The following is a 7,451-nucleotide window of genomic DNA, read 5'->3' on the forward strand; positions in this document are numbered from 1 at the left end:
GCCGTTCGCGGCAAGCGACTTCCCCGGCGGGCATCTTGCCATCGGGGAGATCGGCCGAGCGCGGATCGGGCAGCATCTTCTCGTCGCCTGCTTCGGCCGGCTTTTGCTGCGGCGCAACGGCCGGCGGCTCATCCTCGGGTTCTGCGATGTCCGGCTTTTGTGTCGGAATCGGCGCGACCGCTGGTGGTTTCGGCTCGCTTTCCGTATCGGTTGAGGGTTCGTGTGCCGACGGCTCGGGAAGTGCCTGCTTCTTCTGGTGGGATTCTTCTTCACCGATACGGGCGGGCGCTCGGGCGGTGTTCGGAGCTTCCGTTTTCTGCTCCTCGGTCTTTGCAGCGTCGGCCTTTGGAGCGTCGGCCGGTCGTGGCTCGGGCAACGGAATACCAGGCTCTGGTGCCGGGACACCGGATCCGGGTATCGGGATACCAGCTGGCGAGGACGGCAAATCCTGCGGTTTCTGCCGTGCCTGGTTCGGCGTGACGTGCCGTTTGCCCCGCGGTTTCAGGCGCTGCCCGCCCCGCGGTTTGAGGGGCTGGTCGGCTCGCGGTGTCAGAGGCTGCTCCATCCGCGGCGTTAGCGGCTTGTGATGCCGATGGCGATGTCTGGCCTCGGCCGGCATCACCAGCAAAGCCGTGACGGCCATGAGCAATGCGCCCCTGCATGTTCGGGAAAAGACAATCGACCCCATGGCCCTCAACGGCGCCGAGGCAAGGAGGTTGCCTTGGCCGCATCACGAACGGTAACCACGTCGTTACGCGCCGATCGCTTCCAGCCCTTCCTCCAGCCAGTCGGCGAGCAGCGGCATGCCAAGCAGGTATTTTGCGGTGCGCTTGTTGGCGCGTTCGCGCGCCGCGGCAAGCGCGTCCGCCCATTCGGCGGCGTCGTAGTCGCCGCGACCGACCCAGGCCAGCGCGATCAGTTCGGCTGCTTCATCGACATTGAGGTCGTTAATCAGCTCGCGCAGCTCTTCTTCGGTAAGGTTCTCGGAGCTTTCCTCAGCAAGGCCGTCATGGTGATGGTTGACATGGGACTCGCCGTCGAGCTCGACCTCGTGCTCCGAGCCATCGGCATAGTCTTCATTGACGGCGGCACTCAGCGCCTTGGCCTTGAGGATGAACAGACGCACGGTGTCGGGACCGATCGAAAGCTCCCAGTCCTTTTCAAGCCGCTGCTGCACGAGCAGTCTCCCAAGTGCCGAAATCCTGGCAAGTGCCGAAATCCTGGCAAGTGCCGAAATCCTGGCAAGTGCCGAAATCCTGGCCGATGATAACGGATTTGCAGCATCCGTCACCTGATGTTCTCCCGCACGCATTTTTCCGGGATGAAATGGCGGGCGCTTGGCGTTAGTGTTGCATTCTCACCCCTCAAGGAGGCTTCGATGCATAAAAGAATGCTGATCCAGGCGGCGACTGCCCTTGTCGCGCTGCAGTTCCTTGCCGTTCCTGTGTTTGCCGCGGGCAGTGGCAGTGGCGGTGGTAGCGATCAGACCGTCACCCAGTGCAAGAAGGGCGAAGTCTGGGACAAGAAGAAGAAAAAGTGCGTCGCGCCCCAGGAAGGCATGCTCGACGACGACAGCATCTATGATGCGGGCCACGCGCTGGCGATGGCCGGGCGCTACGACGAGGCGATTGCCGTGCTCAGCCTCGCCGCCAACAAGCAGGATCCGCGCATCCTCAACTATCTCGGCTATTCGCATCGCCATTCCGGCCGCGTCACCGTCGGCCTCGGCTATTACGAGGAAGCGCTGCGCATCGATCCCAACTATACGCTGGTGCGCGAATATCTCGGCGAAGCGCATCTGCAGATCGGCGATCTGGCCGGCGCCCAGCAGCAGTTGATGGAGATCGAGAAGCGGACCGGCAAGGGTTCGCGCGAATACGGTATGCTGTCCGAGCAGATCGACCATTTCATGAGGAGCTGAAAAGACACCAGGGGTTCTTCGGAGCGGCCGCGAGCGATCGCGGCCGCTTTTTTGTTACCCCTCGGACTTATTAGCCGCTCTCGACTGATGAAAGCGGGGATGATTTTTGCAAAACCGATTTTTGGACGTGAAAAACCCGCGAAGATTGCTATATTCAGGGAAATTGCGGTGAAACGGTTCCGTTAGCCCGAGGCTGCCGGACCGTTTTCTTTTTGTACCCATCGACAAGGCTTTCCCCGAAACGCGGGGGTGGCAGCAGGAAAGGTCAGGCATCATGAACAAGGTCCCGATGACAGGCGAGGGGTTCGCGTCATTGAAGGAAGAACTGCGTTGGCGCCAGCAGGAAGAGCGGCCGCGCATCGTCGAGGCGATCTCCGAAGCGCGCTCGCATGGCGACCTGTCCGAAAATGCCGAGTATCATGCCGCCAAAGAGTCGCAGAGCCTCAATGAGGGCCGCGTCAACGAGCTTGAAGATTATATCGCGCGCGCCGAGGTGATCGACGTGAGCAAGCTCAGCGGCGACAAGATCAAGTTCGGCGCCACCGTGGTGCTGGTCGACGAGGACACCGAGGAGAAGAAGACCTACCGGATCGTCGGCGACCAGGAAGCGGACGTGAAGTCCGGCCGCATCTCGATCTCCTCGCCGATCGCGCGTGCGCTCATAGGCAAGGAAGTCGGCGACGCCATCGAAGTCAACGCGCCGGGCGGTGCCAGGGGGTATGAGATCGTCCAGGTGCAATTTATTTAGGTCGAAAGCCCGGCTGTTAAGCCTTTAGCCGGGCTATTTGTTTCAATCACAAACGCCGCGCCGCCCCTCATCTGGCTGCCGCCATCTTCTCCCCGTGAACGGGGAGAAGGACGCCTTTATTGATGATTCCGGCAATTCTCAGCGTTGCAAAGAAGGTGCCGGCGTTGCCGCCAGCTTCTTTCCCGTTCACGGGGAGAAATGCCCAGCAGGGCAATGAGGGGCAGCGCTAGCCTCCCGATTGAATTCAATTCTTACCAGCATTGGGCCTGCCAAGGACCTGAAGTCCCGCCAGCCTCTCTGCTTCCGCCACCGCCTCCGCCGGCGCAACGCGCTCCCCAGGCGCGGCCAAAAGCGTCGATGCATAGGGCCCGCGCGGGCCGGTCAAACCCGGCTCGGTCGCCAGGAACACCGCAACCGTCGGCAGGCCGAAAGCGCTGGCAAGGTGGGTCAGCCCGGTGTCGGCGCCGATGACCAGCGTCGAGCGGCCGATGAATGCGGCGATCTCGGCCAGCGGCGATTTCGGCACCACGACCGTTGACGGAACGGCCCCCGCAATCGCTTCGGCCACGGTTTTCTCACGCTCGTTCGACCATGTGGTGACCGGCGTCATTCCCCGCTCAACCAGCAGGCGGGCGGCTTCGATCCAGTCCTGGACGGGCCATTTCTTGTCTTCGCGGCTGGTGCCGTGCAGCAGGAAGGCGGTTTTACCGGGGATGTTGGCCAGATTGCCGGCCGGCGGCACGATGCCGGAGTCCAGCGTCGAAAGATCGGGCTGATAGCCGAGCGCCAGGCCGAACAGCCGCCGCGTCCGCTCGATGGCGTGCAGGTTGCGCGGCACGGCATAGATGACATCGTAGAACAGCGTCGCTGAGGGTTCGCGCGCGCTGGAGCGGTCGAAGCCGGCAATGGGTGCGCCCGCCTGTCTTGCCACCAGAGCCGATTTCAGCAGGCCTTGCGCGTCGATAACCAGGTCGTAGCGGCAATCGCGCAAGGTGTGACGCAAGGCGGCCGCCTCGCGCCAGGTACCGCCATCGAGCAGCGCCTTGCGCCAGCGCCGGATCGCCACCGTGTGGATCCTGTCGATTGCCGGGTGAAGCGCCACGATGCCGGCGAATGCTTCTTCGACGCACCAGTCGAAGGTTATGTCCGGCCGCTGGCGGCGGGCATCCTCGACGGCCGGAAAGGTGTGGATGACATCGCCCATCGAGGATGTCTTGACGATCAGCACCTTCATGCCGCGGCCGGGATTTCCAGCAGGCGGTCCGCTGCCGCCGCGACCTGGCCGACTTCAAGCGTCTTCAGGCAGTTGAGGTGGCCGAGCGGGCAGACCTTCTGGTGGCATGGCGAGCAGGACAGGCCAAGCCAGACCAGTTCCCGGTGCTCGGCCAGCGGCGGCGTGTTCTCGGCCGAGGTCGAGCCATAGACGGCTACGATCGGCGTGCCGACGGCGGCCGCGACATGCATCAGCCCGCTGTCGTTGGACACCGCCAGCCTGGCGGCTGATATCAGGTCGATGGCGTCCTCCAGCCGCGTCTGCCCGGCGAGGTCGACGAGGCCAGGGGCAAGGGCGGCGATTTCCGCCGTCACGTCGCGGTCGTTCTTCGAACCGAACAGTGCGACTTTCAAACCTTTGCCCATGAAATCGCGGGCAAGACTGGCATAGCTTTCGCTCGGCCAGCGCTTGGCCGGGCCGAATTCGGCGCCGGGCATCAGTGCCACGAATTTCTGCGGCGCCAGCCCGAAGCGGTCGAGCAGCGCGACCTGGTTTTTCGTGTCCACGCTCAGCCGGGGCGCCCGGAAGCTGCCGCCCTGGGCGAGGCCGAAATAGGCCTGCGCGGTGCGTCGTTTGACGCTGTCGGGCAGCGGTACGATGTCGGTCAACAGGCCGTAGCGCATTTCCCTGAGATTGCCGACACGGCGCGGAATGCGGGCAAAGAACGGGATCAGCGCGGATTTCCAGCTGCCCGGCAGGATATAGGCCATGTCGTAGCGGCCGCGCAGCAGGCGGCCGAAGCGGCGGCGATGGGTGAATTCGAGCGCGCCGGGTTTGAGCGGAAAGTCGATCTGCTGGCGGATTTCGGGCATGCGCTTGACCAGCGGCGCGGCCCAGGCCGGCGCCAGCACATCGATGGCGGCGTTGGGATGCAGCTCCTTCAGCGCCGAAAACAGGCACTGCGCCATCACCATGTCGCCCACCCAGCGTGGGCCGATCACGAGGATCGTTGGGCTTTCAGCCATTCGACATAGTCTCTGACACCGGTTTCCACTGTCCGGAATTGGCCATTGTAACCGGCCGCGCGCAAACGGGACATATCAGCTTGCGTAAAGCTCTGGTAGCTGCCCTTGAGGTGGTCGGGGAATTCGATGAACTCGATTTCGCCCTTGCCCAGCGTGTCGATCACCGTTTCGGCGATGGCGCGGAAGGGCTGGGCGCGGCCGGTGCCGCAATTGAAGATGCCGCTTGAGCCCCGTTTCCACAGCCACAGATTGACGTCGGCGACGTCGCCGACATGGATGAAATCGCGGCTCTGTTCGCCCGGTCCGAAGCCATCGTAAGCGCCGAACAGTTTGGGATTTTCGCCGCGCCCGACCTGGTTGAACAGATGGAAGGCGACCGAGGCCATAGCGCCCTTGTGCCCTTCGCGCGGGCCATAGACGTTGAAATAGCGCAGGCCCGCGACCTGCGAATGATCGGTGTCGAAGACGGTGCGCCTGACATAATCGTCGAACAGCTTCTTGGAATAGGCGTAGACGTTGAGCGGCCGCTCGAGCGCGGGATCCTCGCGAAACTCGGCGCCGCCGCCATAGACGGAAGCCGAGGAGGCGTAGAGGAAGGGCACACGCAGCGCCTGGCTTGCGTGCAGCAGCCGCTTCGAGAAGGCATAATTCACCTCCATCATGAACTTGCCGTTCCACTCGGTGGTGGTCGAGCAGGCGCCCTGGTGGAAGACGGCCTCGATACGGCCGAGCGAGCCTGCCTCCATGCGGGGCAGGAAGTCGTCCTTGTCGAGATAGTCGGCGATCTGCAGGTCGGCGAGATTGGCGATCTTGTGGCCGTCGGTGAGGTCGTCGACGACGAGGATGTCGTCATGCCCTTCGGCATTCAGCGCGGCGACGATGTTGGAGCCGATCATGCCGGCGCCGCCCGTGACGATGATCATGTGGTTGGCCCTGATACGCGTTTCACTTGCCGATTCCGGCCCTTATAAGGGAGGCAGGGTGGGCTGTCGATAAAGCAGGCAACGGAGCGGATGTCACAGTGGCGCCGCAAAGCTTCCGCTTCAGTCGGTTCGTGCCGCCCGGCATGATCGTGAGGGACAAAGAAATGCCGTCGACCGAACTGCTCTTGGCGTTTTTCGCCACCACGGCGATCTTCGCCTACATTCCCGGCCCAGCCATGCTCTACGCCGCCGCGCAGACGATGGCGCGCGGCCGTTGGTCCGGCCTGACGGCGGCGCTGGGCATTCATCTGGGCGGCTATGTGCATGTCTTCGCCGCCGCCGCCGGCCTGTCGGTGCTGTTTCACGCTGTGCCGACGCTCTACATGGCGGTCAAGCTGATTGGCGCGCTCTATCTGATCTGGCTCGGCGTCTCGCTGTTTCGCAAGCGCGCGGAGGGTGACACGGCGCTGCCCGCGATCGAGCGGAAATCGGCACGACGTGCCTTTTTCGAGAGCATCACCGTCGAGGTGCTCAATCCGAAAACGGCGATCTTCTTCATGGCATTCCTGCCGCAGTTCATCGATGCCGCGGCGGCATTTCCGGTCTGGCTGCAGTTCGTCGTGCTGGGCACAACAGTCAATCTGATGTTCTCTTCGGCCGATGTCGTCTGCGTGTTCCTGGCGGGCGCCGTGATCGGCCGTTTGCGGCGTTCGAGCCGTGCACAGCAACTGATGCAGCGGGCCGGCGGCGCGGTGCTGGTTGGGCTTGGTGTCCATGTCGCCTTGCAGAAGAGCTGACCGCCCGGGCCTCGCGGTCATGCCCTGCCGTTGCACTGCATGGATTTGCGGTATATCGGCTTTTGCCATGAACGATCTGGGCCATGAACGATCCGGCCTGTCTGATGATGATGACCAGCAAGATTGAAATCGGCCTTTTCCATGCGTTGCCAGTGACATGATCAAGCACAATCCGCCTTCTCCCGAACCCCTGCACCGCGCCATTGCGCGGTTCGGCCAGGCCACCGTGCTGGTGGTCGGCGACTTCATCCTCGACCGTTTCGTCAACGGCGTTATCGAGCGGATCTCGCCGGAAGCGCCGATCCCGGTGCTGCACGGGCGCGGCGAGACCGCGACGATGGGCGGCGCCGGCAATGTCGTGGCCAACATCGTTTCGCTCGGCGCTGCCGCTGTTCCTGTCTCGGTCATCGGCACCGATGTAGCGGGCGACAGCCTGGTGCGGATGCTCGGCGAGCTTGGCGTCGACACGGCTGGCCTGGCGCAGGAGCGCGGCCGCATGACCTCGTCGAAGAGTCGCTTCAGCGCGCTCAACCAGCAGGTGCTTCGCTTCGACGAGGAGGAAATCAAGCCGCTGGGTGCTGCGGAGCGCGCCGGCCTGATCCGGCATTTCCGCGATGCCCTGCCGCGCGCCGACATCGTCATCCTGTCCGACTACGGCAAGGGCATCCTGCTCGACGGCGTCGCCGCTGATCTGATCGCCATCTGCCGCGAGGCGGGAAAACCGGTGCTGGTCGACCCGAAGGGCCGCGACTATGCGCGCTATGCCAGGGCGACCGCCATCACCCCCAACCGCAAGGAACTTGGCGAGGCGGTCGGCCATGCGG

Annotated in this window: 8 protein-coding genes and 1 pseudogene; 4 read left to right on the forward strand and 5 right to left on the reverse strand. The window is 63.6% G+C overall.

Annotated features, from left to right (window positions below; all coding sequences use genetic code 11):
- Together EN935_RS15080 and EN935_RS15085 are read right to left on the reverse strand one after the other, a co-directional pair.
- Positions 1–643 (reverse strand): annotated as a pseudogene (locus EN935_RS15080) (extensin family protein); the annotation flags it as partial.
- A gap of 108 nt (positions 644–751) precedes the next feature.
- Complete coding sequence (locus tag EN935_RS15085) at positions 752–1,177, reverse strand: DUF3775 domain-containing protein (protein WP_109659897.1); 426 nt, start codon at positions 1,175–1,177, stop codon at positions 752–754.
- A gap of 201 nt (positions 1,178–1,378) precedes the next feature.
- On the opposite strand from EN935_RS15085, the gene EN935_RS15090 reads away from it, so the two are divergent.
- Both EN935_RS15090 and greA read left to right on the forward strand, forming a co-directional pair.
- The gene (locus tag EN935_RS15090; protein WP_126070121.1) at positions 1,379–1,921 is read left to right on the forward strand and encodes a tetratricopeptide repeat protein; all 543 of its coding nucleotides are present in this window, start codon (positions 1,379–1,381) and stop codon (positions 1,919–1,921) included.
- A 274-nt stretch (positions 1,922–2,195) separates the two neighbouring features.
- On the forward strand, positions 2,196–2,669 hold the full coding sequence (greA, locus tag EN935_RS15095; protein WP_127373408.1) for a transcription elongation factor GreA: 474 nt from the start codon (positions 2,196–2,198) through the stop codon (positions 2,667–2,669).
- 244 nt (positions 2,670–2,913) lie between these two features.
- Here the strand turns inward: greA and waaC are convergent, their stop codons facing one another.
- From waaC to rfaD, 3 genes are read right to left on the reverse strand one after another with little or no spacing between them, the layout of a single operon-like run.
- Complete coding sequence (gene waaC, locus EN935_RS15100; RefSeq protein WP_127373409.1) at positions 2,914–3,903, reverse strand: lipopolysaccharide heptosyltransferase I; 990 nt, start codon at positions 3,901–3,903, stop codon at positions 2,914–2,916.
- Positions 3,900–4,907, reverse strand: a complete 1,008-nt coding sequence (waaF, locus tag EN935_RS15105) for a lipopolysaccharide heptosyltransferase II (RefSeq protein ID WP_127262800.1) — start codon at positions 4,905–4,907, stop codon at positions 3,900–3,902. Before waaF ends, waaC begins: the two co-directional genes overlap by 4 nt.
- A complete protein-coding gene (gene rfaD / locus EN935_RS15110; RefSeq protein ID WP_127262801.1) occupies positions 4,880–5,830 on the reverse strand; it encodes an ADP-glyceromanno-heptose 6-epimerase in 951 nt (316 codons plus the stop codon). Before rfaD ends, waaF begins: the two co-directional genes overlap by 28 nt.
- A gap of 164 nt (positions 5,831–5,994) precedes the next feature.
- Here rfaD and EN935_RS15115 point away from each other — a divergent pair, with 164 nt between their 5' ends.
- On the forward strand, positions 5,995–6,627 hold the full coding sequence (locus EN935_RS15115; protein ID WP_127262802.1) for a LysE family translocator: 633 nt from the start codon (positions 5,995–5,997) through the stop codon (positions 6,625–6,627).
- 157 nt (positions 6,628–6,784) lie between these two features.
- Positions 6,785–7,451: PfkB family carbohydrate kinase (locus EN935_RS15120; RefSeq protein WP_245488959.1), on the forward strand; the 667-nt coding region annotated here is incomplete at its 3' end.

It is taken from the genome of Mesorhizobium sp. M7D.F.Ca.US.004.03.1.1 (assembly GCF_003998635.1).
Taxonomy (GTDB): domain Bacteria; phylum Pseudomonadota; class Alphaproteobacteria; order Rhizobiales; family Rhizobiaceae; genus Mesorhizobium; species Mesorhizobium loti.